This window comes from Chlorogloeopsis sp. ULAP02 (assembly GCF_038404745.2).
In the GTDB taxonomy this organism is placed as follows: domain Bacteria; phylum Cyanobacteriota; class Cyanobacteriia; order Cyanobacteriales; family Nostocaceae; genus Chlorogloeopsis.
The window spans coordinates 14,147-38,150 of the sequence record NZ_JAYKTT020000084.1 but is presented as its reverse complement, the minus strand read 5'-3'; the positions used below and the strand labels follow the sequence as shown (position 1 = coordinate 38,150).

Sequence of the window (24,004 nt, the reverse complement as noted above, 5' to 3'; positions counted from 1 at the left end):
TGTGAGAGTGGGAGTGAGGGAGAATCGTGTGAATTTCCTTCTGCCCCTGCCTTTCCTAATAGTGATTTCCAACCTTGCGATGGTGAACGGCAGTTAAGGCATCTATTTTGGCGACTCTTCCAGTTTGGACGTTACTGTAAATAATCCAGTGATCGCTACACTCCATTCGCATCGTTACTTCACATTCCATATATGCCAGTGCATCTGCCAAAATCGGACAGCCATTGCTAGCAGAATAGGTTTTGATGCCTGCGAAGCGATCTGCACCAGGAGAGAAACGTTTGAGGAAGTGTTTCATCAAACTTTGGTAGTTATCTTCCTCTAGAACGTTAAGAATAAAGCGATCGCCTACGTGTAGCAATGATTCAATTGCCCGATCTTTGGCAACTGCAACCGCGACTCCCAAAGGATTCATGCTCGCCTGCATTACCCAAGAGGCTAACATGGCACTCTTTACATCTCCTTTACGAGCAGTCATAATATAAAGTCCACTGCTAAGACGTCCCAGCGCTCGTTCTAAGTCATTATCTAAAGCTTTAATTTGTTTGATCGTGCGATCACGAGTTAGCCATTGTCCAATATCTGTCCCTGCCTCATCACACATCTGTTCAGTAATCTGCGTCGGTGGTTCTTTAATTAGAATTGGCGGAAAAGCTTCGGTTAGCCCAATTTCTTGAAACTTGTTCCGCAGAGGATAAATTGGTTCATCTTCTCCACCGCCAGTTTCAAACAGTCCGATCGCTTGTTTGTTGTGTGCGGCTGCAAGAATAGTACTTAAAGCCGCATGGGCATTTTGATTAGATTGGGATGGCATACCAATAACTAAACCCGCCGCTTGATTTACCAACTCTCGTACTTCATGGGGTTCAGCATCACTTAAATCTACCAGTTCTACCGCCACTCCATTTCTTTGGATGCCATGAGCGATCGCCCTTGCTAATTGGTCGCTATAGCCATAATCTTCAGAGTAGAAAAGGGCAACTAAAGTATCTGTCTTCGCTTGTTCTTGACTCCACTGCTGATAGCAATTTACCCAGTTTGACAGATGATGTTGCAGAAGTGGCCCGTGTCCGGTAGCAATTATGCCTACATCTAATTTATCTATCCGCTTGATTGCAGACAAAACAGAACGAGCATTTGGAGCCATCAAGCAATCATAGTAATATTTAAAATCCGCTTCGATTAGTTCTGGATCTTCATCAAAGGTGTAATCGTTGCAATAGTGCATCCCAAACGCATCACAAGTGAACAGGATGCGGGTTTTGGCATCGTAGGTAAATATCGTATCAGGCCAGTGCAAATTCGGGGCAGAAACAAATTCTAATTCATGCCCATTGCCCAAATTCAAGCGATCACCATTCTTGACAATCAGAGATTGGAATGGCTGATGCACCATATTTTGGAGGAATTGGATTGCAACCTTTGCCCCAACAACTGTTACTTGGGGAGCTAACTGCAACACCTCCTTAACTAAGCCACTATGATCCGGTTCGGTATGACTAATAATTAAATAATCCAGTGTTGAAAGGTCAATTAACCCTGTCAAGGCATCCAAATACAACTCCTGAAACTTGCGGTGAGAAGTGTCAATCAGAGCAGTCTTTTCGGCTTGAACAAGAAACGAGTTATAGGTTGTACCATTCTGCAATCCAAATTCAATATCAAAGCGATCACGATCCCAATCAAGAGAACGAAGACATAATGTTTCAGATCCGATCTCCACTGTTTGCATGGTCAAGCGACCTTGCGGTTTGGTATTTTCAGATCTAGCAGTAAGTACAACCATACGCTGCTGCCTCCAACAATCTTTTGGCGTGAGTAATCTTACTCCTATAGTTATCCAGATACACTCGATTTGTAAAATGTCAATTTTTAAAGCAAAACATTAGTTATTTAAAACTAAAAGCAATATTATGTTTGTCTATTCTTATCATTTGTATTTGCATCAATTTAAAACTTTTCTTTTGGTCTATTGCCTATTCTCGCGATCGCACTTAGACTGCTGATGAGGTAGATTTTTAGATAAATTCACGGAAGCGGGACACAAAAGACGATTTCCAATCCCAAATCTAAAATCCAAAATCCAAAATAGTATAAGATTCCCATCACTACCCTGATTTGGAGGGGCAGAATGTATATCTGTGTTATTGCAGACTACGGTACAGGAGATCCAGCATTTACTGAAGTCGTGCAACGTCTGTTGATAGCTTTTCCCCATGCTCAGGTTCATTCACTTTCGGTTCCTCCATTTAGTACCCTGGCAACAGGTTTCTGGATTGCTCAACTAGGCTTGAATCCTGGTTATAGTGATCGCCTCATCTATCACAACTGCGCACCTCGCCAAGACGATCCGCAATCTCGTCGAGACAATGAGGGTGAAGGATTAACCTATGCTTTGTTATCCAATAACGTAAAAGTGGTTGGTGTGAATGCGGGCTATACCCTTTCCTTTATCAAAAACCATACCAAGCTGTTGAAAGTTGTCAACGTTTCTCGCGGTGGCTCCCAGTTTCGCTCACGGGATGTATTTCCCCCTGCTGCGGCTGCGATCATAAATGAAGATTTTAGTCTTTTGGGAGATAGTCTCAATCCTGAGCAAATTCCAGATGTTCCCCTCGATCGGATTGCTTGGATCGATGGTTACGGAAACATCAAAACCACAATTCCGGCACATACGATGAACTTGGAACCTGAAACAAAAGTTGTGATTCGGATTGGAGATGTAGTCAGCGATGCTGTGTATTCTGATGGTAGCTTTAAGGTACCTGAAGGAACTTTAGCTTTTGCTCCTGGTAGCTCTGGTTGGCAATCAGCCTCAGGAGGAGAACAAATACGGTGGATGGAGCTATTTCTGCGTGGTGGAAATGCTTGGGAGCGATTTGGCAAGCCCCGTGTGAATCAGCGCATCACTCAAATTGCCTAGACTAAAGGTAAAATTTTGCCAATTCTAGAGAAATGAAATCAAGCGATCGCTTTAATTAAATAGAAGTAGGATTAACATTTTCAGGAAAAGATACGTCTTCATAAATATCAGCAAGGGAACAAGAAAAGTTTACGCTGGTGAACTGTAATTCTTGATTTCCTCGATAGCTATAAAGCACCCATCTACCCTCACAATTGCGACGAAAACAATCAACTCGCTTGCGGGTTTGACTGATGAGGATATATTCTTGCAACGTTTCTAATTCTTGATAGTCACTAAATTTATCACCTCGGTCAAAAGCTTCTGTTGATGGAGAAAGAACTTCAATAATTAAACAAGGATAGCGTTTGAAATATTCAAAATTTGTATCTCGTTGATCGCAAGTAATCATGATATCAGGGTAGTAGAAAATATTCAGTGATTCGATGCGGGCTTTCATCTCTGTGGCATAGAGACGGCAGCCTGTTCCACGCACATGATTTCTGAGGAGGGCGATGAGATTAGTTGCAATTGTGACGTGGGCATCGCTTGCCCCTGACATCGCATAAATTTTTCCTTGAATGTATTCATGTTTAATTGGGCTAAATTTTTCAGCCTCTAGATAATCTTCGGGAGAAAGATAGGAGTGATATTGACTAAAAGTCATACAACACCCGCATTTAATTACTATATTTATTGGCCATTATATAAATTTAGTATTACTGGTTTGATTGATGTTAAAAAATAAACATTAACTGATGTGTGAGCGCTAGGAAGCGAATCAGGCGATCGCACAAACATCAATGGCGTTCAAGGTTCAGTCTCACCCCAACAAGCTAACTTCGAGGTGTATAGCTAGGCGATCGATCATACTGTCAGTGATTCTTCTGTACTACAGCAAAGATCCTAATTAAGCTTAAGAAGCGATAAATAGCAAACAGTAGGATTGACTCTTGAAGCGGGCAGCGAGAATCGAACTCGCATCAATAGCTTGGAAGGCTATGGTTTTACCACTAAACTATGCCCGCGGACTTTCAACTTGAGTAATATAACACAGTCTGAGTTAAATATCAACTCTAGCGGCACTGAATTAGAAATAAGTATAACTCAACTGCTTGGGAGTGGCTTGACAATACACCACTATATAGATTTTGACAAGTCGCAAGTGTTTAGATTCCCCGACTTTTTGAAGAAGTTGGGGATCTATAACTGAGAAATTTCTCATTCACTTTAAGGTTTAACTAGGCAAAATTCCAGAAAAAGCATATGCAGCATATCCCCCGAAAATCTTTAAATAATCAAATATCAAATTGTTACATTTAATGATGTGTATGTTATTAGATTAGGTTTTATAAATTAAGTAGAACAGGATAAATAATTAAACAAAAGACGCAAAGGACATAAAGGAAGAAGTTGGGACTCATTAAGTGCAAAATTTATAGAGAATAGGTATAAGTCAAATTAATCTGACTAGAACAGTCTTTGAGTCCGTTAAAACGGACTTGTGCTGTTAGCCAGAGAATTAATTCTCTGTAGGGTTAGGGGATAGATGCAAAATACAAATATTAAAAAACGGGCAAAAGTTTATCTCAAACCTTTACCCGTTTAATTACTTAATTTGCAGACTTACTCTTAAACTGCTTGCTAACTTCAAACCATCTCTGAGGATGTTTGCACTACTGGTTGTGGTTGGGGTTGAAACATAAACAACGAGTAAACCACATCTCTGCGGATATTAACCATCATATCCAAGAAGAGTTCATAACCCTCGGTTTTGTACTCAATCAACGGATCTTTTTGACCATAACCCCGCAATCCGACAGACTCGCGCAGAGCGTCCATTTGCTGTAGGTGTTCTCGCCACAAGGTATCAATTCGCTGCAAGATAAAGAATCTTTCGGCTTGACGCATCAATCCGGGTTGAATTTGATCAATTTGAGCTTCCTTCATGTCGTAGGCGATCCGCACCTGTTCGTGCAGAAAAGCTTTAATCTCGCCCATTGACATATCTTCTAATTGAGTCGGCTGCAAGTCTGCTAACAAGTAGACAAATTCTTTGACTTTCTCTACCAACTTGTCTAGTTCCCACTCTTCTGAGGGTAAATCGGGGTTGATGTAGTAGTTAACGATGTCGTCCATCGTTCTTTCAGCGTACTCAATTACTTGTTCTTTCAGGTCTTGCCCTTCCAATACTCGGCGGCGTTCGGCGTAAATGGCCTTACGCTGGTTGTTCATCACCTCGTCATACTCAAATACCTGCTTACGGATGTCGTAGTAGTAGGTTTCAACTTTTTTCTGTGCGCCTTCCAAACTACGAGTCAGCATCCCCGATTCAATGGGCATATCTTCTTCAACATTGAAGGCGTCCATTAACCGCGCGACGCGATCGCCTCCAAAAATTCGCATCAAGTTATCTTCCAAGCTGAGGAAAAATCTGGTTGAACCAGGATCGCCTTGTCGTCCGGCACGTCCCCGCAGTTGGTTGTCAATCCGCCGCGATTCGTGGCGTTCTGTACCGATTACGTGTAAGCCTCCCAAATCTACTACTTCTTGGTGTTCGCTACTGGTAAAAGCTTCATATTCTTGCTTAACACTGTTGTATGCTTGTCGCAATTGTTGAACTATGGGATCGTCGGTGGGAGCTTTTTCTGCGGCTACAGCTACTTTATCTTCTGCTTCTAATTCTGGTAGACTGCGCTCGCCATACTCTCGCACCGCAGATTCCACTGCTTGTCTAAGCAACTGTTCTGTTTCTTTAGAAAGTTGAGTTGGGAAAACCTGAGGCGAAGCCTTCCAAGTTTTGACTTTCCTGCCTGGGGCAAAGCCTTGTCCGCCACCACTTGCAGCAGGAGGTAAACCACCCGCCCTGTGAATGGCAAATATATCTTCATCTTCTGGCTTGACAATTCGAGGTAGGAGGTACTCCCGCAGCTTCAGGCGAGCCATATACTCTGAGTTACCACCCAAAATAATATCTGTACCTCTACCAGCCATGTTTGTAGCAATAGTTACAGCTCCCTTGCGTCCTGCCTGAGCCACAATTTCCGCTTCACGCTCCACGTTCTCTGGTCGAGCGTTGAGCAGTTCGTGGGGAACACTCATCTGCTTTAACAACTGGCTGAGATATTCTGATTTTTCTACGCTTGTGGTTCCTACCAATACAGGTCTGCCAAGGTTGTGCATTTCGGCACACTCTTGAGCGATCGCCCGCCACTTACCAGTCTCAGTCTTAAACACCATATCAGATAAATCTTGGCGTCTTCTGGTTCTGTTAGTGGGGATGACAGCTACTTCTAGTTTGTAAATTTTTTCAAATTCTGCTTCTTCTGTCTTTGCTGTTCCGGTCATACCGGCTAATTTTGGATACAGCAAAAACAGGTTTTGATAAGTAATTGTTGCTAAAGTTTGGGTTTCCGGCTGAATTTCTACTCTTTCTTTGGCTTCAATTGCCTGGTGTAAGCCGTCACTCCACCGTCTTCCGGGAAGCACCCGCCCAGTAAATTCGTCTACAATTACTACTTCTCCGTTACGAACAATGTAATTTACATCCTTGAGGAAAAGTTCTTTAGCTTTAATAGCGTTGAAGACGAAATGCGCCCACGGATCTTCCGGATCAAATAAATCTTTTACTTCTAAAAGCCTTTCTGCTTCGGCAAAGCCCTCGTCTGTCAACAGCACGTTACGAGCTTTTTCATCCACCTCGTAATGCTCGTCTTTTTTGAGTGCATTGGCAATTCGGGCTGCTTCGGTATATTTTTCTGTTGGTCGTTCCACTTGCCCGGAAATAATCAACGGAGTTCGCGCCTCGTCAATTAAAATCGAGTCTACCTCGTCAATTACACAATAGTTGAACGGGCGCTGTACAACATCTGCCATCGACGTTGCCATATTATCGCGCAGGTAGTCAAAGCCAACCTCGCTGTTAGTGACGTAGGTAATATCACAATCGTAATTTTTCTTCCGCTCTTGAGGAGTCATGGTAGCCTGAATCAGTCCTACACTTAACCCCAAGAAACGATGTACTTGTCCCATCCATTCTGCGTCTCTACGAGCCAGGTAATCGTTGACGGTGACAACGTGTACACCCTTCCCCGTCAGAGCATTCAAATAACTAGGTAAGGTGGCTACTAAAGTTTTGCCCTCACCAGTTTTCATTTCAGCTATTTGACCTGTGTGCAAAATGACACCACCCAAGAGTTGGACATCAAAGTGCCGCAATCCCAAAACTCGCCGTCCGGCTTCCCTAACTACGGCAAAGGCTTCTGGTAGAATGTCATCCAGAGTTTCGCCGTTGGCAAGACGCTGTTTAAACTCTGCTGTTTTGCCTCTAATATCTTCATCAGAAAGGGCTTTAATGTCTTCCTCTAAGAGATTAATTTCAGTAATGTAAGGCTGGTATTTTTTAAGCTTACGAGCGTTGGGATCGCCCAACAAAGTTTTTAGCATGGCAGTTTATTGAACAAACTCAAGTGAAGATGGGAATTTTAGATTTGGATGGATAATTATAAGTGTTTAATCCAATTGAGCTTTAACACTCAAGTAATGAGTTGCCAATGAGAATTTCCTCAAAAGCAGCAACAAGATTAGCCAATCTACTTTACTTAAATAATGGCTTTAAACTACAGCTTATATTTGAAGCTTTAATTAATAGTATCATTTCACCCCCAGATGGGGCAGTGAACCCCGACCAAGCTCAAGTAGCGATCGCCCACCATCAGGAAATAGGGGACAGGAGATAGGGGACAGGGGACACGGGGACGCAAAGACAAGGAGACGCGGGAACAAGGAGAAAATAAACCACCAACCACTAACCACTGTACGGGCGGGTTTATTTAGATATTTCGGCATCTTAGAGAGATTGTTGTAAAAACCCGCCCCTACCACTAACTAATGACTAATGACTAATTACTAATGTCTATGATTTTTCTTATTCAGAACTGAGGCGACGGAAGTTGAAGTCCGCAGCTCCAGGATGACAAGTCACACAGCTATTTATGTCTACAGGACGTGGCAATTTGACTTGAGGATGCAAAGCTTTGAAATAACGGGAGTTATTGACGCGGTACGGTACTTGTTCATCTTTTTGCAGTAGGCGCGAAAAAGTTGCCAGATATCTCCAGACTAAAATGCGTGGTGGATCGACTAGTGGCTTGAGCTGTGCGCCATAATGTTCTGAATCTTGCAAAAGATTTTTCCAGGTTTCAGTAGGCAGTACTGCGGGTGGTAAGGCGATGTGGCAAGTGGAACAGTTTTCTAAGTAAAGTTCTTGACCCAATTGATACTGAGGAGCTACTACATCAACGGTACCAACTTCGGAGACGGGAGTAGCACCTTGGACATTTGTCGCAAAGGATATTAGCCAACCCATTGCCAAACTCCAAGTTAGGACTACCAAAAGTAAACCGATAGACTTGCCCTTGATTTGGCGGCGGTTGCGATGCTTAATCATAATTGGATATGCCTCACACCATTATTCTTAACTTAAGACAAGTACGCATCAATTAGCATAGCTGCTACTTTTTCCAAAGATACCTCCGCAACTTGACCAAACAACCGCCGTTGAGCGAATGCACCATCAATTAGCAACAGTAAATTTGCAGCCAGTTCGCCCGGATTGCTTACACCCGCGTTTTCGGCTAGTTGAATCAGGCGATCACGCACCGCTTCTTTGTGGGCGATCGCAACTTGATGTCCTGGATAGTCCAATTCTGCGTATTCTGCTGTGGCGATTAGGAACGGACAGCCTAAACAATCTGGCTTTGCCAATAGTTCATCCAACCATTTAAATACCGCCAACAGTTGTTCTCTAGGCTGATGGGGATGCTTGGCAATTTCTACTTCCATCAGTTCCCAAAAGCGCTGGTTACGTCGCTCCAGATACGCCACCACCAAATCATCTTTTGATGGAAAATAGCGATATAAGGTTGTTTTTGCCACCCCTGACTTGGCAATGATAGTATCCACCCCTGTGGCTCGAATCCCTTGGCGATAGAATAGTTCATCGGCAATGTTGAGGATATGTTCTCTGAGCGCAGGTTTAGTTTCGTCCTGTGTTGCTATGACGCGAGTTTTTGGCACCTAATTTTCCCAATATTTCTATTGACATGATACAGACCTGTCTGTAATATAGCAATTATCAAAAACAATACAGACCTGTCTGTTTTATATAGGAAATATCGAGCTATGAAGATTGGAATTATTGGTAGTGGAAACATGGGACGTTCTTTAGGTATTCTCTGGGCAGAACAGGGACATCAAGTATTTTTTGGCTCCCGTGATGCCGAAAAAGGAAAAGCAGTAGCAAAGTTAGCAGAACGCGGAACGCAAGGTGGTACGAACGATGAAGCAGCAGCTTTTGCTGATGTCATTTTGTGGACAGTACGCGGGATTATGCCTAGTGAATTGCTATCTAATCCTGAAGCTCTCAACGGTAAAATAATTATTGATTGTAATAACCAAGAAATTCCTGAAGGATTTGCTTATCCGCCAATAATAGAATCTTTAGCAGAAAAGCTTGCCAAAGATGTGCCGAAAGCCCGTGTAGTCAAAGCTTTTAACACAATGGCGCAGGAAGTATTTGAGTTAGCACCAGAGCCGCTCAGAGATTATGGAGTCTCTGTGTTTGTTGCGGGAGATGATGAGCAAGCTAGAAAAACAGTAATGCAGCTTGCAGAAGAGATAGGATTTTTACCCCTAGATTCCGGAATATTACGTAATGCTCGATTGGTGGAAGGCTTAGGAGATTTTATTCGCTTGATCATTATTGGTCAGCAGCAAGGTGTTTATGCAACTATCTCTGTTAACATCCTACCTGCCGCGCAAGACCAACGCTTAGGCGGGCGGCAAGCTTCAAGTCTGAATTAAGGAATTGGTACTGCTCGCAACAACCTTTCCATCACTGTTTTTGCCCTGCGTCCACCAGCAGGAATGAGGCGGTGGCACAGAACGTAAGGAGCAAGAAATTTCACGTCATCAGGAATAGCGTAATCACGCCCTAAAAGAAAAGCTAGCGCCTGAGTAGCCCGATGTAAGGCTACAGAGCCGCGTGGACTGACTCCAAGGGTAATTTCCTCATCACATCGTGTTGCTCGCACCAAGTCGAGCATATATTGTTGTAGGGAAATATCCACTTTGATGCGAGAGCAGATTTGCTGTAGTTGTTGTACTTCAGTCAAGGTAATGCAAGGCTGTAAATCTCCTCGTTTAACACTACCATCAAGATTTTGCAGCATTTGCAGTTCTTCTTCCTCCGAAGGATAGCCCAGGCTTAAAGACAGCATAAACCGATCCATTTGTGCTTCTGGTAGGGGAAAGGTACCTTGGTATTCGATTGGATTCTGGGTGGCAATGACAAAAAAGGGCGTAGGCACTGCACGAGAAACGCCATCGACTGTTACTTGATGCTCTTCCATTACTTCCAGCAAAGCCGACTGAGTACGAGGCGTAGCGCGGTTGATTTCGTCAGCTAGTAGCACATTAGCAAATACGGGGCCGGGGAGAAAGTGAAACTCACCGCTTTTGGGATTCCAGATGTTAGTGCCAGTAATATCAGTAGGTAATAGATCGGGGGTACATTGTAGCCTTTGAAACTTTCCATCTATGGAGCGAGCCAGGGTTTTTGCTAGGAGAGTTTTACCAACTCCAGGCACATCTTCCAATAAAGAATGACCACCGGCTAGCAAGGCTACTAGTACTAAGCGTATTGCCTCGGATTTACCAACGATGGTATGAGCCAAATTTTTAGTCAGAGCGTCAATTTTGTCTCTCATGCAGTAATTAGGGATAGGGTACTGGGGATTGGGGATTGGGGATTGGGTATCAGGGATTAGGTATTGCTCCTTTGCTCCTCTGCCCTTCTGCTCTTAATCCCTAGTCCCTAGTCTCTAGTGTTCCCTTAGCAAGACGAAATTAACACTTAACAACCAAAAAAAGCTTTAGCGGCATGGCAATCTAATTGAATTTGTGTCTTTAAGGCTTCTAGATTGGGAAATTTTTGTTCGGGGCGTAAAAATTTTTCTAGCTGCACAGTTAGCTTTTTACCATATAAGTCACCAAACCAATCGAAAAGATGTACTTCCACTGATATTTGAGTACCATTTACCGTGGGGCGATTACCTATATTCATTACACCTAAATAGCCATTTCCATCCAGTTCTAGAGTCTCATCAGTGATAAAGACACGCACAGCGTAAACACCTTGGAGAGGCAAAAACTTATCTTTGGGCAATTGCAGGTTGGCGGTGGGAAAGCCAATTGTTCTGCCAAGTTGTTGACCTTTAACTACTGTACCGATCAAAGAGTACGGACGCCCTAGCAGTTTGTTTGCGTGTTGAATATCACCGCTACTAAGAGTTTCACGAATCAGTGAACTGCTAATGGGAGCTTCGGGAAAAACTTCCTCAGAACAACTTTCTAAGGGAACTATGGTAACTGGAACACCGTGCTTGGCAGCGATGATTTGTAAATCTTGAGCAGTACCAGTGCGTTTAGAACCAAAACGAAAATCTTGCCCAACACTAATTTGTACTGCTTGCAATTGCTCAATGAGAATTTTTTCTACAAATTCTTCGGGAGTCAAAGCACATAACTCTTTGTCGAAAGGCAATAGTACCAGTTGTTCTACCCCAAGCGATCGCAATTGTTGGACTTTTTCATCTAGCGGCGTCAGCAAAGTACGGGGTTGACCGGTAAAAAACTCTTGTGGATGAGGATTAAAGGTGACAACTGTCGAGTAGATGGAAGGAGAGGGGGGGAGATGCAATTGTTTACTTATTCTCCCACTTTCCCAATCTCCCAGTTTCTCACTTTTGAAGGCTGGCAAAATTGGTTGAATAACCTGTCGATGACCGCGATGTACACCGTCAAATTTCCCAAGTGCCACAGCAGTTGGCACTAGAGCTAATTCGGTTGAAGAAGTAACCCACACAGAACACCCATTTTGAGACAGATTTAGCACGTCGATTCTGGGATTTGAGGTTTTGTTCGGCTTTCGGCCAACCCTACGGGAAGTTGCCCTGGCGGGTCTTGTGTCTAGCCTCAAAAGACCACTTTTAAGGTTGATTGTACTATCAGCTTTTGCCTAATAACTAACTTCGCAAAGCCAATAGCCAACTTTCACCAGACGTTTAGAAGTCATCCAAGCGTAGGGTAAGCCTCTGATCACCAATCTAATCTAAAATTTGTAATTGCTCCGAAAGTAAAATCTATGCAAAAAACTTACTAACAGGAAAAGATTCTGATAAGCTAACTGAAACAGGAACCTGAAGCTCCATGCCTTCGCGTGCCATGATTGCACGAGGAAATAGCCCACGTGCTTCTTCTCCCACACGATCCAAAAAATCATCATCATGAGCTGGATCGTGGTGAAAAATTACTAATGTTTTAACATTAGCGGCTTTGGCTACCTTTACAGCTTCTTGCCATGTAGAATGTCCCCAACCAATTTTTGGTCTAGTTGGTGAATGATATTCCTCGTCAGTGTAGGTGGAATCGTAGATTAGGATGTCGGCATCACGAGCTAGCCGCAGAACATTTTCATCTAATCTGTCGGGGAAATGTTCGGTATCGGTAACGTAAACAGCAGTACCGCCACGCCAGGTGACTCTATATCCTACGGCTTCACCCGGATGGTTTAAAGGTGCTGTCTCAACGGTGATGTCATCAATTTGGATGGATTGGCCTGGTATGACGTTACAAAAATCCAAATTTGCCTGCATGATTTGTAAGGGTACTGGAAAATTTGGATGCAGCATCTGGTCATTAAGACGCTGTTCGACTGTGGAACCATCAGGAGCGATCGCGCCATAGATATGAAAGGTATTTCCCTTCACAAACCCTGGTGTAAAAAAAGGAAAACCTTGCATATGATCCCAATGGGAATGGGTGAAAAATATATGAGCTTCTATCGGCATTTTAGGCAATAAAGATTGCCCCAAAACATGCAGCCCAGTACCACCATCAAAAATTAAATGTTTGCCGTCGACTTGCATCTCAACGCAAGAGGTATTACCTCCGTAACGGACGGTGCTAGGCCCAGGGCAGGGGATACTGCCGCGAACGCCCCAAAAATGCACTTTAAATTGATTTTCTATCCTGGACATGGGTGTTGGCTTGCAAAGATTGAGCGGGCGAGCAATACAAAGATGTTACTTAACTGGTAACGTTTATGCTGTCTTACCATTGTTGGCAGATTGTCGTTCTATTGGTAACACAGTATACCGTCGTCTAGCCGATTGTACTCAATTTAAGTAAGACATCCAAAGAACTTGATTGAAAGTTTTTGGCTTTCCTATAGGGTCAATGGTCAGTGGTTCTCTACGTTATAACTTATATTTATTTGTAATGCATTTAACTCATTTAGTACGGTAATTATTCTTGTCATACCTTACGGAAAGGTAAAGTCCCATTGCGATAAATCATGCAACCCGGTTACGTAGGTGAGATTATATTGCAATGGGGTTATACTAATGTAGTTTTTGCGGATGATGTGTACATCCATCGGTAAATTTTGAGGTAAATTTAGACCTGTTGGTGGTTCCACATCTTCTAAGACTTCTCCGGTTAACCAGTAATAAGTTTTACCACGTGGATCAATTCGCTTGTCGAAAACGTCTACGTAGCGTCGCACTCCTTGACGAGTTATGGCAACTCCTGCAATTTCTTCCCACTTGACAGCAGGAATATTAACATTAAGCAACATCAAATCAGGAAGAGGCTTTTTCGCTATCTGCTCCACTAGAATATTGGCAAATTTAGCGGCAGGTTGGAAATCTTTATACGAGAAACTAGTCAAGCTGAGTGCCACACTGGGAATGCCTTCTATTAAGCCTTCCATTGCCGCAGAAACGGTACCAGAATAGAGAATTTCTGTTCCCAAGTTTGCACCTTGATTAATGCCAGAAAGAACTAAATCGGGAGGAGAATCAAGCAAAGCCCACAACGCCAATTTTACGCAGTCAGAGGGAGTACCATCACAAGCCCAGGCTTTGATAGTGGGATGAAAAATCGACTCGACTATTTCGGCACGAATTGGTTGGTGTAAGGTTAATCCATGACCTGTGGCAGAACGTTCTCTGTCTGGACAGACTACGGTAACTTCATGACCTGCTTGGGCTAAAGAGTCAGCGAGTGTCCTAATACCTAGAGCGTAAATACCATCATCGTTACTAATTAGCAATTTCATGTGTCATTCTTAAATATAAATACTTACTAATCATTAAGTCATTAGTCAATAGTCATGAGTCAATTGTCAATGTTATGTGTCACAAACATGGAATAAAAATATGCTTATCTACTCAATCACCTCTAAACTGATAGTAGTGCGTTGGGTTTCAACCATTGCCTTTGATGCACAATTGACTTATTAATTAATTTGATTAGTCTTTTGTCATTTGTCTTTTGTCATTTGTCCATAGTTAATGACCAATGACTAATGACCGATGACCAATGACCAATGGCTATTGACTATTACTATTAACTAATGACAAGCAACTTAGAGACTCAACTTTTAGCACTGCGAGAGGAAGGAGAAAAGGCGATCGCAGCTGCCGACACCCTAGAAAGCTTAGAAGAACTGAGAGTCAAGTATCTTGGCAAAAAAGGTAGTCTGTCAGTACTTTTAGGTGGAATGGGCAAACTTCCAGCAGAAGAACGACCGAAAATAGGGGCTGTTGCCAATACAGTCAAAGAAGCCTTACAAACAAGCCTCGATCAGCAACGTACAGCCTTGGAAGTGGCGAAAATTCAGGCACAGCTAGAAGCTGAAACTTTAGATGTGACAATGCCAGGAATTTACTACCCCCAGGGGCGAGTTCATCCTATTAATGGCATGATCGACAAGGCATTAGATATTTTTGTCGGTATGGGCTATACGGTGGCTTCTGGCCCGGAAATGGAAACAGATTACTATAATTTTGAAGCTCTAAATACTCCACCCGATCACCCTGCTCGCGATATGCAGGATACTTTCTACCTACCAGATGGCAATTTGCTGCGGACTCATACCTCGTCGGTGCAAATTCGGTATATGGAAAACGAAGAACCACCGATCCGCATTGTTGCTCCTGGCAGAGTCTATCGGAGAGATAACGTAGACGCCACTCACGCGGCAGTTTTTCATCAAATTGAACTTTTAGCAATTGATGAGGGACTAACTTTTACCGACCTCAAAGGTACTATTAAGGTATTTTTGCAGGCAATGTTTGGTGAGTTGCCGATTCGCTTCCGTGCTAGTTATTTCCCGTTTACCGAACCATCTGCTGAGGTGGATTTGCAGTGGAACGGGCGCTGGCTGGAAGTTATGGGTTGTGGTATGGTCGATCCAAATGTGTTGAAAGCGGTGGGTTACGATCCGGAAGTTTATACAGGCTTTGCTGCTGGTTTTGGTGTGGAGCGCTTTGCAATGGTGCTGCATCAGTTGGATGATATTCGGCGCGTTTATGCCAGCGATTTGCGCTTTTTAAGGCAGTTTTAGAAATCGACCACAGATGGACACAGATAAACACAGATATATCATCCATGTGCATCTGTGTTTATCGGTGGTCGTCAGATCATAAATTTGGATCTTGCAATCAATCTATAGATTTGGTGCGACTCAAGGTGAGTTAGGCTAATTCACATTAAACGTGAATATAGTCATTAGCTAAGGACTATTGACAATTATCGCAATGACCACAGCGCCAATTAGCTGCTTGTTTTTCAAAACCAAAAGCAGATAATAAAAATTGCCAGCGGCACTGGTTGCTATTGAGGTATTTATTCATCTGTGTAGCTGTTTGGAGTTGTGTAACTGAGTTACTTTTTGGACTACTAACAATTGTGTAATGGAAAGGGTCAATCCACTCTAGTTGACCGTAACTGTGTAAGAGAGAAAGAGTAATAGCACCATCGGGAAATTGTCGGGCTATTGCGTCCACTTCCCCTGTTTTTGGTAGTTTGTTGATAAATCGTCGTGCTTGTAGTTGTTGCGATCGCACTTTTTCTTCAAAAAATTTCTGTCTTTGTTTATCTGTTGGATCTAACCACCCTGTCGGTTCACTTATTAGCGTTAATGCTTGGGCTGGTTTCCCATCCCGCCCGGCGCGTCCTATTTCCTGCACGTATTCTGATAGTAATAAAGGTGCGTGAAGGTGAATTACCCAACGGCAATCTGGCTTGTTTATCCCCATACCGAAGGCAGAGGTACAAACTACAAAAGGTATTTTTCCTCCTAACCAATCACTTTCTACGGCGCGGCGTTCATCTGCGCTCAATCCCGCATGGTAACTAGATGTGGCATAACCCATTGCTTGCAGCCATACAGCTAAGTCCTCACTATCTCGTCTGCTGCGGACGTAAACTAATCCTGCTGTTTGCTGTCTTTGTTGGATAAATTTTAATAATTTTTGCTTTCTGCCTCGTGGTGTCCAAATTATCTGGACTGTGGGGCTAAGATTGGAGCGATAAGGATTTAAACGGAAAATTGTTGGTTGATGTAATTGTAAAATTTCTTGGATAATTTTTTGGGCGAGAGGATCTGCGGTGGCGGTAAAAGCAGCTAGTACTATTTTTGTTCCCGGTGGTTTGAATTTTAGCAGTGCTGGTCGCACTGCCCCAATTCTTCGATAAGCTGGTCGAAATGTCTCTCCCCACTGCACTAAGCAATGCGCTTCATCCAAAATTAAACCATTAATTGCAAGTTCCGGCTGAGATAATCTTTCCCACACTGGCTTGCTGAGTAAAGTTTCGGGTGATAAGTAGAGTAATCTCAGCTTTTGTTGTTCCAAAGCCTTGAGAATTTGTCGCCGTTGGAAAGAAGACAATTCGCTGTGTAATAACTCTGCATTTAAATTGCGATCGCGTAGTTCTTGCACTTGGTTTTCCATCAATGCTACCAAGGGTGAAACTACCAAAGTTAATCCTGTTTGTAATAAGGCTGGAAGTTGAAAGCAAATTGATTTACCCCCACCTGTAGGCATAATAATTAGAGCGTCTTTTTTCGCCAATAAACAGCGGATAATTTCTCCCTGTGGTGGACGGAAATCTTCGTAACCCCAGATTTTTTGAAATGCAGCCCGAACTTCATTCCAAGATGTAGGTGCAGAGTTATTCATAAGCAATACCAGGTGGGCTTGATTTTGAATATATCCTCTGCTGTTGAGTTACTGGTTCAGTAGTTTTATCGGTTGTTTATAGAATTTTGATAAATGTATAAAAAGCGATCGCAGAAGAGTGCGATCGCATTTATTCAAATTTTCACTGAAATGAGTTTATTGACTTTTTGTACCAGTAACAATTGCGTAGTGGAAAAGTTCAAGGCATTTTTTCACTTTTAAGAAGCTCAACCAGTGGTTTCTCATTATAGAGCCTTGTAAATGTGAGGAATTACAACAATTATTTTAAGGTAATTCAAAAATATCTGTACCTAAGCGAGCGCCTGTTTCACCGTCAACCGTTATAAGAATTTTAGACTTTCTAAACTTTACTCTTTGCCCACCTTTTTGAGGTAATTCTAAACGGTTTGGTGCATCTATTTCAGCAACCCAGACTAATCGATTGGGAATAGAAGTAGACGTATAGCCCTTTCCAGCGCCAAGCTCAAGCCATTCACGTGCATTGGGATTACTAGGCTGATTTGCAAAATTTAACCACATTATTTTATTTAATGGGTAAGGCGAAAGTGTCCCATACTATATAAGTCATCGATCTAACCACTACCAATAAAAGCAGCGCCATAATAGGAATTTTCTACATACTGCTGTATGTAAAGAGGATCGGTTTCTGCTGCTAAAACAGGAGAAGCAAATGACAGCAACAGTCAAAAAATCGCTGTTTTTAACAGATTATTTTTGAGCATAAAGGTGAAAGCCTTTCAGAACTGAAGAGTATTTTTTAGTACAGAAAATTTATGCCATGATCTCGGAGTATAGCGATCGCATTTGTGCCAATCGACTGCAAGGAGAATATTTGGTCAGAATCATAACGAATGTGTAAGCACACCTACTACCGAATAACTACTAGATGCGTATGCATAATCCTTCTATAAACCACTCTGCTGTTGTCCATCCTTCATATAAGTAACGTTTGCATTGATGCTGTACTGTTCCCACATCTGTGCCAAGCCCGAAACGAAATCGAACAGTAGTAGGAAGCAGAATACGTACTTTCATCCATTTCAGTACTTTTATCAGTTTGTGCCTCGAAGATTTCAAGTTCGTTTTGGCAAGCCAGTAAATTATAATTATTTCTCATAAATCTTGATCTAAAAATGCTACAACAACATGAAAGAAGAATTACAACATAAGTTTTATATCAGCACCGATCAAACCAAATTAGATACAAGAATGATTCATGCTTTTTTAAAAAATTCTTATTGGGCTGAGAATATACCATTAGCAGTTGTAGAAAAGGCAATTCAAAATTCTTTATGTTTCGGTTTATATGAAAGCAACAAACAAGTTGGTTTTGCCAGAGTCATTACTGACTACGCAACTTCTGCGTTATTAAAAGATGTTTTCATATTAGAGCCTTATCGCGGACAGGGTTTAGGAAAATGGTTTGTTGAGTTTATTTTGGAATATTCGGAACTGCAAGATGTGCAAAGGTGGCTGTTAGGAACAAAGGATGCTCATGGGCTTTACCGCCGCTATGGCTTTAAAAATTTGACGGAACCAGAAAGAATTATGATGCGTTTAAATGTTCATGCCTATCAGCACTAAGATAGGCGATCGCCAAAAGTATACAGCAGACATTAGGTTTCTCTACAGACGATGTAAAGACAAGTTAAGGGTAGGGTGTGTTGTAATTAAGCACCGCACTATCCCAGATTTTTGGTGCGTTAGGACTACCGTCAATAACACACTCTACAAATAATTTATATTTATTCATATACGTGGAATTTGTATCGCCCACTTACTATTTTTGACACTATTGTTGTAGTCAAAATGAAAGTTTTATTTAAAAGTCGTATTTGTACTGATAATAAACATTGATTGGTTGGGAATACTAATAAAGGAAGAATATATTTATTACCTTCCTAAGCAGTGTCTTTATAGCAAGATTGCAATTTAAATATGCAATTAGAATTTATTTTAATTCTTTTTATATGGCTTTACTTTTCAATTTTTTGCCATGAGATGGGACATTTTTTTACAGCTAAGATAGTAGGTTTTAATCCATATCTTGTCAAAATAGGAATGGGCAAAAAAATCTTGCAATTTAAGCTATTTAATTCTGTAATTGAGTTTGCAAGTATTCCTGGTGGCGGTATAACTTATATCTCCAATTTAGAACTAAAGTGGCTCAAACATAAACTTATACTTATGTATTTAGGTGGGCCAATTGTTAATCTTATTCTTTTTTTCATACTTACTAAAATTTATGAATACTATAGTTACAATTTAGTTGATTTAAGTTATATAGAAAATATAAATTTTTTAGCTCATGTAGAATTTTTACTATTTATTTTTAATATTCTACCATTAGAAGCTAGACAGTACGGTATCACAGTTGGAAGTGACGGTAAACAAGTAATAGATGCTTTGACTAAAAGCAATCAGCAATTTATTCAAAAATTGTTAGGATTATCAAGATACGCATCCAAACAAGATAATTCTTCAGAAATTTTCTTCAATAATGATTTAAAAAGCTTACAAGTTTTATTTAAAGCACAAGCTCAAATTAATAGACAAAATTTTGATGATGCAGTTGAATTACTGGAGTTACTTTTAAATAATTCTAATTTTATTAAAAGAGATAAAGTTTATATTATCGATATTTTAGCTTCTATTGTTATAAATCATGGAGAAAATAAATATCTACAACAAGCTGATAAATGGTCAGAACAAGCACTTTTGTTAGCTAATGATATCAAGACAGTGCAAGGAACTAGAGGTTCTATTCTGATAGAATTAGGTAGATATAATGAAGGTAAAGAAATGCTTTTACCTTTAACAGAAGCAGGCAATGATACTATCGATATAGTAGTTAGTTGTTGCTATATTGCTAAAGCAGATTACTTTTTGGGTAATCAAGAGCAGGCAAAAACTTGGCTAAAAAAGGCTAAACAAGTTGGCGCTGGTAGCCCCACTCTGCACCAAATTATATTAAGAATACAAAGAGAAATTAATTCTTTTATCTAGTCCATCAAACAATTCTGCTGACATTTCTCCTTCAGCTACTTTTGTTACAGAACCCCTCATTAAAATCATAAAATCGTTACTGACTTCTATCCAAATCAATCCACCAGGCATTTGCACAGTAATTGAGGAATCACACAAACCGAGTTTATATGCTACTGCCGCTGCTGCACTGCTACTACTACCTGATGCTAGGGTGTAACCAGCACCGCGTTCCCATATTTCAATTTGGATACTGTTTCGCTTCAATACTTTCATGAACTGAACATTGGTACGATTTGGAAACAAAGGATGAACCTCTAAAACTTGCCCGTACTTTTTTGCGATCGCTGGCGTAATTTCGCTTAGAGGAATCACGCAATGTGGATTTCCAATTGTGGCAGCACAAAAGGAAAATGTTCGATCACCACAATTAATCTCCTCTTGAATCACTTCTCTGCGATCGCCTACAACTGGGATTTCATCGCTCCAAAAACTAACTTTTCCCATTTCTACCTGAACAGTTCTCCCAGCGTCTTTTACTACCGATTGAACCAATCCACCTAAGGTTTGAATTGAGAATGGTTGTTTGCCAACAAGTTTTCTATCCCATAAGTAGCGAGAAAATATCCGCAATCCATTGCCACTTTTTTCTGCTTCACTGCCATCAGGATTATAAATACGTAATGCAAACTGTGCGATGTCAGATGGAAATGGCCCTAATAATATACCATCAGATCCAACCCCAAAATTGCGATCGCAAATAACCCTAGTTATCTCTGGATTTAAGGGAAAGGAAAAATCTTTAGGATCTAATACCAAATAGTCATTTCCAAGAGCGTGATATTTGTAAAACTTCATTCGTTATGCTTTACGATCTGGTAAAGAGTATCCCGTTGCTGATAAGGTCTTCCTAAGGAAGCGATCGCTGCTTGTAAGGTTTCAACTTCCATGCAGGTACCACCAACTGCACCCGCCATTGTGGTGATATGTTCTTCCATTAATGTACCACCGATATCGTTACAGCCCCAATTTAAGGCTTCAGTCGCACCCACAAGTCCTAGTTTTACCCAACTTGGTTGATGATTAGTAATCCAGTTTCCTAAGTAAATTCTTGCCACAGCAGTGAGTAAAAGTGCATCACCTAACACAGGCTGATCACGCCCAACACGACGGCGTAATGGCTTGGGCGCTTCTTGCCCAACAAATGGTAATAAAATAAACTCAGTAATCCGGGCTGGATATTCTCGATTGATGGCAGTTTGTTGGAGCGATCGCAATTTTTCTAGGTGTCGAATTTGTTGTTCTGGTGTTTCTATATGCCCCGACAGCATTGTACTAGTGGTATACAAACCTAATTTGTGAGCCGTACCCACAATTTCTAACCAGGTTGCTGTATCAATTTTTTCTGGACATAGGATACGCCTGACTTCATCGTCTAAAACCTCAGCTGCTGTTCCTGGCATGGAATCTACACCAGCATCTCGCAAAGCAGTTATCACCTCAGCATACGTCAACCCATCTGTTCTAGCTATGAATTGTACTTCTTGAGGAGAAAAAGCGTGCAGATGCAAATGAGGAAACTCTTGCTTGATTGTTTCGATTAGCTTGAGATAATAAGGCAAAGATTGGCCACTGATTTTTGCTTGGGGATTTAATCCCCCTTGCATACAGATTTCTGTTGCACTTCGCTGTTCTGCGTCTTTTGTCTTCTCAAAAATTTGCATCCAATCTAACCAGTAAGCACCCTCCTCGCCTTTATCCCGTCGGAAAGCGCAGAAACTACAGTGCTGCTCACAGATATTTGTAAAATTGATGTTACGGTTGATGACGTAGGTAACAGTCTCACCTACTTGTCTTTGACGCAAGATATCAGCTGTAGTACGGATGGCGGCGATCGCTTTTTGATTAGTCTGTCTTAATAACACCACTCCCTCTTCGGGAGATAAATTGTATCCAAGCAGTACACGGTCAAGAATTGCATCAACAGTGGTATCTATCACATTTAAAGCCGAAATGTTAAGAGATGAATTTAATTTGATTGATAATTTATCTATTAATTAAATTATACTTCTTTGCCAAAACAGTAGAGAACAGACTCCCAAACACAAAGATAATTTTTCTTTGCTTTGGCTTGCTATTGCCTGTAATCTACAAAAGTGACTGTACAATTGACTCCAGTATTTCTTTTGCTATCTATCTTGTTCAGTGTTCTGTACTATTTGTAACTAAGTAAGCGTCATATAAATACTGTAAAGAGTTATCTTGTGTTTCCCCACAATATTGCCTATAAATATTTATCTCAACTTTACCTCTAAAAACCGTTCATTTTTTGTTATTAAACTAAGAGTATAAATAAAAACAACTTAGTGATTATGAATTGTGTACAGAATTAATGATTGTGGATGTTAGCAAATGTAGCCTAGCTCTTAAAGATGATAGCTTTTATTAAACTTTACAGCTTCGCTTTGGTTTATAATTTGACGACCATTACAGCTAAATTTTACATTTGCATTTTCTAATTTCTAACTCTTTTTGTTTCTGACAACAAATGCTTGTAAATATTTAGAGAATTATAAATATATTTAATTTAAAAGTAACTAATATAGTGATAAAATCAGCGTCTAATCACGTAAAATAATCAAAATTATAGAATTAATAATATTTTTGTATATAAACAAACTAAGTTTACTAAAAATTTTTATTGAATCAATTCGCAACTACAATCTTACTCCATGAGTATTAAGCAACCTAATTTATTACTACCAGTACCATCAGGAGATTTGCAGATTTCCGAATTGCCTGCTGCTATCTCGGATAAAGCTAGCAGTCTATTGAGCTTTTCTCTGGTAGTACCAACCTATAACGAGGCTGCTAACATCAACAAAATTGTCAGGATATTAAGCCAGATTTTGGATGAAATTATTCCTGGAAACTACGAATTGATTGTAGTAGATGATGATAGTCCGGATGGTACTTGGCAATTGGCTCTATCTCTAATTGCAGAATACCCACAGCTACGGGTGATGCGACGCCAGCATGAGCGAGGACTTTCTTCGGCTATAATTCGGGGCTGGCAAGCAGCACAAGGAAGAGTTTTAGGAGTAATTGACGGTGATTTACAGCATCCACCCCATGTATTGTTGCAACTTTTGAGCGCAATTCAACAAGGAGCTGATTTGGCAGTAGCTAGTCGTCATGTGGAAGGGGGTGGAGTAAGTAGTTGGAGTTTTATCAGGCGTTTTTTGTCCCGTGGTGCTCAATTGTTGGGATTGATTATTCTACCAAGAGTATTAGGTAGAGTTTCAGATCCAATGAGCGGTTATTTTCTTGTGCGGCGAAGTGCGATCGCCAATGTAAAGCTCAATCCCGTAGGGTATAAAGTTTTGCTAGAGGTAATTGGGCGAGGTGATATCAAGCAAATTGCCGAAGTTGGCTATGTGTTTTGTGAGCGTAAAGAGGGTGAAAGCAAAGTAACTTGGAAGCAGTATTTAGACTACATCCACCATTTATTGCGGTTGCGTCTTTCCACTTTGCAAATCAGAAGATTCAGTATAAACAGTGGTTTTCCTATTGGTAGATTTATCCGTTTTGGTTTGGTGGGACTAAGTGGGGTATTTGTAGATATGGCAGTACTTTACTTACTCAGCGATCCAACTACTTTGGGATTACCTCTAACTCGCAGTAAAATCATTGCTGGTGAAATTGCAATTTTCAATAATTTTTTGTGGAATGATGCTTGGACATTTGCTGATGTCGCGATGCAGCAAAAACAATGGCATCAGCGCCTGAAGCGATTTTTGAAATTCAACATTATTTGCCTTGCAGGGTTGGTGTTGAACGTGCTGGTTTTAAATCTAGTGTTTAATTTCATTATTCCTAATCGCTACATTGCTAACCTGATTGCGATCGCAGCTGCCACTGTCTGGAACTTTTGGGTTAACCTCAAACTGAGTTGGCGCGTCACACAAGTGAAATAGTTAAAACACAATGTGCCAATGTGCAATTT

22 protein-coding genes and 1 tRNA gene are annotated in these 24,004 nt (G+C 41.1%); 8 read left to right on the top strand and 15 right to left on the bottom strand.

Annotated features, from left to right (window positions below):
• Positions 1–55: 55 nt before the first annotated feature.
• Complete coding sequence (locus U2718_RS30885) at positions 56–1,786, bottom strand: diflavin flavoprotein (protein WP_341993896.1); 1,731 nt, start codon at positions 1,784–1,786, stop codon at positions 56–58.
• A 345-nt stretch (positions 1,787–2,131) separates the two neighbouring features.
• Between U2718_RS30885 and U2718_RS30880 the strand changes: the two genes are divergently transcribed.
• The gene (locus U2718_RS30880; protein ID WP_341993897.1) at positions 2,132–2,923 is read left to right on the top strand and encodes a hypothetical protein; all 792 of its coding nucleotides are present in this window, start codon (positions 2,132–2,134) and stop codon (positions 2,921–2,923) included.
• 55 nt (positions 2,924–2,978) lie between these two features.
• Here U2718_RS30880 and U2718_RS30875 read toward each other — a convergent pair whose 3' ends face one another.
• The 3 genes from U2718_RS30875 to secA all read right to left on the bottom strand — a co-directional run bounded on the left by U2718_RS30875 (position 2,979) and on the right by secA (position 7,348).
• Positions 2,979–3,569 (bottom strand): Uma2 family endonuclease, encoded by a 591-nt coding sequence (locus U2718_RS30875; protein ID WP_341993898.1) that lies wholly within the window; start codon positions 3,567–3,569, stop codon positions 2,979–2,981.
• 290 nt (positions 3,570–3,859) lie between these two features.
• Positions 3,860–3,930 (bottom strand) — tRNA-Gly (locus U2718_RS30870).
• A 622-nt stretch (positions 3,931–4,552) separates the two neighbouring features.
• On the bottom strand, positions 4,553–7,348 hold the full coding sequence (gene secA, locus U2718_RS30865) for a preprotein translocase subunit SecA (RefSeq protein WP_341993900.1): 2,796 nt from the start codon (positions 7,346–7,348) through the stop codon (positions 4,553–4,555).
• A 107-nt stretch (positions 7,349–7,455) separates the two neighbouring features.
• Here secA and U2718_RS30860 point away from each other — a divergent pair, with 107 nt between their 5' ends.
• The gene (locus U2718_RS30860; protein ID WP_341993901.1) at positions 7,456–7,641 is read left to right on the top strand and encodes a hypothetical protein; all 186 of its coding nucleotides are present in this window, start codon (positions 7,456–7,458) and stop codon (positions 7,639–7,641) included.
• 188 nt (positions 7,642–7,829) lie between these two features.
• Here the strand turns inward: U2718_RS30860 and U2718_RS30855 are convergent, their stop codons facing one another.
• On the bottom strand, positions 7,830–8,351 hold the full coding sequence (locus U2718_RS30855; RefSeq protein ID WP_341993902.1) for a diheme cytochrome c: 522 nt from the start codon (positions 8,349–8,351) through the stop codon (positions 7,830–7,832).
• A 32-nt stretch (positions 8,352–8,383) separates the two neighbouring features.
• Positions 8,384–8,980, bottom strand: a complete 597-nt coding sequence (locus U2718_RS30850; RefSeq protein WP_341993903.1) for a TetR/AcrR family transcriptional regulator — start codon at positions 8,978–8,980, stop codon at positions 8,384–8,386.
• A gap of 105 nt (positions 8,981–9,085) precedes the next feature.
• Between U2718_RS30850 and U2718_RS30845 the strand changes: the two genes are divergently transcribed.
• Positions 9,086–9,766, top strand: a complete 681-nt coding sequence (locus tag U2718_RS30845; protein ID WP_341993904.1) for an NADPH-dependent F420 reductase — start codon at positions 9,086–9,088, stop codon at positions 9,764–9,766.
• On the opposite strand, the gene U2718_RS30840 is transcribed toward U2718_RS30845, so the two are convergent.
• The 3 genes from U2718_RS30840 to U2718_RS30830 all read right to left on the bottom strand — a co-directional run bounded on the left by U2718_RS30840 (position 9,763) and on the right by U2718_RS30830 (position 13,002).
• Complete coding sequence (locus tag U2718_RS30840; RefSeq protein WP_341993905.1) at positions 9,763–10,671, bottom strand: MoxR family ATPase; 909 nt, start codon at positions 10,669–10,671, stop codon at positions 9,763–9,765. The genes U2718_RS30845 and U2718_RS30840 overlap by 4 nt on opposite strands.
• A 146-nt stretch (positions 10,672–10,817) precedes the next feature.
• Positions 10,818–11,858, bottom strand: a complete 1,041-nt coding sequence (locus tag U2718_RS30835; protein WP_341993906.1) for a bifunctional riboflavin kinase/FAD synthetase — start codon at positions 11,856–11,858, stop codon at positions 10,818–10,820.
• A 247-nt stretch (positions 11,859–12,105) separates the two neighbouring features.
• On the bottom strand, positions 12,106–13,002 hold the full coding sequence (locus U2718_RS30830) for an MBL fold metallo-hydrolase (protein ID WP_341993907.1): 897 nt from the start codon (positions 13,000–13,002) through the stop codon (positions 12,106–12,108).
• Here U2718_RS30830 and U2718_RS30825 point away from each other — a divergent pair.
• The gene (locus U2718_RS30825; RefSeq protein ID WP_341993908.1) at positions 13,001–13,153 is read left to right on the top strand and encodes a hypothetical protein; all 153 of its coding nucleotides are present in this window, start codon (positions 13,001–13,003) and stop codon (positions 13,151–13,153) included. The two genes, U2718_RS30830 and U2718_RS30825, sit on opposite strands and share 2 nt — an antisense overlap.
• Before the next feature lie 133 nt (positions 13,154–13,286).
• On the opposite strand, the gene surE is transcribed toward U2718_RS30825, so the two are convergent.
• Positions 13,287–14,084: a 5'/3'-nucleotidase SurE gene (surE, locus tag U2718_RS30820; protein ID WP_341993909.1), complete on the bottom strand. Its 798-nt coding sequence runs from the start codon at positions 14,082–14,084 to the stop codon at positions 13,287–13,289.
• A 297-nt stretch (positions 14,085–14,381) separates the two neighbouring features.
• Between surE and pheS the strand changes: the two genes are divergently transcribed.
• Positions 14,382–15,374: a phenylalanine--tRNA ligase subunit alpha gene (pheS, locus tag U2718_RS30815; protein ID WP_341993910.1), complete on the top strand. Its 993-nt coding sequence runs from the start codon at positions 14,382–14,384 to the stop codon at positions 15,372–15,374.
• Positions 15,375–15,549: 175 nt separating this feature from the next.
• On the opposite strand, the gene U2718_RS30810 is transcribed toward pheS, so the two are convergent.
• The 3 genes from U2718_RS30810 to U2718_RS30800 form a co-directional block, all read right to left on the bottom strand.
• Positions 15,550–16,992, bottom strand: a complete 1,443-nt coding sequence (locus U2718_RS30810) for an ATP-dependent DNA helicase RecQ (protein ID WP_341993911.1) — start codon at positions 16,990–16,992, stop codon at positions 15,550–15,552.
• 285 nt (positions 16,993–17,277) lie between these two features.
• A complete protein-coding gene (locus tag U2718_RS30805) occupies positions 17,278–17,532 on the bottom strand; it encodes a hypothetical protein (RefSeq protein ID WP_341993912.1) in 255 nt (84 codons plus the stop codon).
• A gap of 363 nt (positions 17,533–17,895) precedes the next feature.
• Complete coding sequence (locus U2718_RS30800; protein WP_341993913.1) at positions 17,896–18,048, bottom strand: hypothetical protein; 153 nt, start codon at positions 18,046–18,048, stop codon at positions 17,896–17,898.
• A gap of 111 nt (positions 18,049–18,159) precedes the next feature.
• Here U2718_RS30800 and U2718_RS30795 point away from each other — a divergent pair, with 111 nt between their 5' ends.
• Both U2718_RS30795 and U2718_RS30790 read left to right on the top strand, forming a co-directional pair.
• Complete coding sequence (locus U2718_RS30795) at positions 18,160–18,597, top strand: GNAT family N-acetyltransferase (RefSeq protein WP_341993914.1); 438 nt, start codon at positions 18,160–18,162, stop codon at positions 18,595–18,597.
• 354 nt (positions 18,598–18,951) lie between these two features.
• The gene (locus U2718_RS30790; protein WP_341993915.1) at positions 18,952–20,019 is read left to right on the top strand and encodes a site-2 protease family protein; all 1,068 of its coding nucleotides are present in this window, start codon (positions 18,952–18,954) and stop codon (positions 20,017–20,019) included.
• On the opposite strand, the gene dapF is transcribed toward U2718_RS30790, so the two are convergent.
• Together dapF and cofH are read right to left on the bottom strand one after the other, a co-directional pair.
• Entirely contained in the window at positions 19,984–20,856 is an 873-nt protein-coding gene (gene dapF / locus U2718_RS30785; RefSeq protein WP_341993916.1) for a diaminopimelate epimerase, read from the bottom strand. The genes U2718_RS30790 and dapF overlap by 36 nt on opposite strands.
• Positions 20,853–21,998: a 7,8-didemethyl-8-hydroxy-5-deazariboflavin synthase subunit CofH gene (gene cofH, locus U2718_RS30780; protein WP_341993917.1), complete on the bottom strand. Its 1,146-nt coding sequence runs from the start codon at positions 21,996–21,998 to the stop codon at positions 20,853–20,855. Before cofH ends, dapF begins: the two co-directional genes overlap by 4 nt.
• Before the next feature lie 732 nt (positions 21,999–22,730).
• On the opposite strand from cofH, the gene U2718_RS30775 reads away from it, so the two are divergent.
• The gene (locus tag U2718_RS30775; RefSeq protein ID WP_341993918.1) at positions 22,731–23,975 is read left to right on the top strand and encodes a glycosyltransferase; all 1,245 of its coding nucleotides are present in this window, start codon (positions 22,731–22,733) and stop codon (positions 23,973–23,975) included.
• The last annotated feature ends 29 nt before the right edge of the window (positions 23,976–24,004 follow it).